Origin of the sequence: Pseudomonas sp. HY2-MNA-CIBAN-0224, from assembly GCF_040310285.1 — a bacterium.
Lineage (GTDB): Bacteria > Pseudomonadota > Gammaproteobacteria > Pseudomonadales > Pseudomonadaceae > Aquipseudomonas > Aquipseudomonas helleri.
On record NZ_JBEOPQ010000557.1, the window covers coordinates 1 to 268 of the forward strand.

At 48.1% G+C, this 268-nt stretch carries 1 pseudogene; it reads left to right on the plus strand.

From position 1 onward, the window contains the following. Positions 1 to 38: 38 nt before the first annotated feature. Positions 39 to 268: pseudogene (locus AAEZ03_RS27555) on the plus strand (hypothetical protein); the annotation flags it as partial.

Consider the following 268-nt stretch of genomic DNA (forward strand, 5'->3'; position numbering starts at 1 on the left):
CCCTTATCATAGGCGGCGCGTTGACAGCGTTAATGCTAATGGCAGGCTGTAGCCCTACGCAAGCCACACAAGACGACACAGATAAGTCCGCAAGTGCGCAAAAAGACATCAGCCTGCTTAACGTCTCTTACGATGTGTCACGCGATTTTTATAAAGACTACAATGCTTTATTCAGTGCGGATTATCAGGCAACGCATCCAGACAGTAAAATAAATATCAATCAGTCGCATGGCGGCTCAAGCAAGCAAGCCTTGTCGGTTGCCAGTGG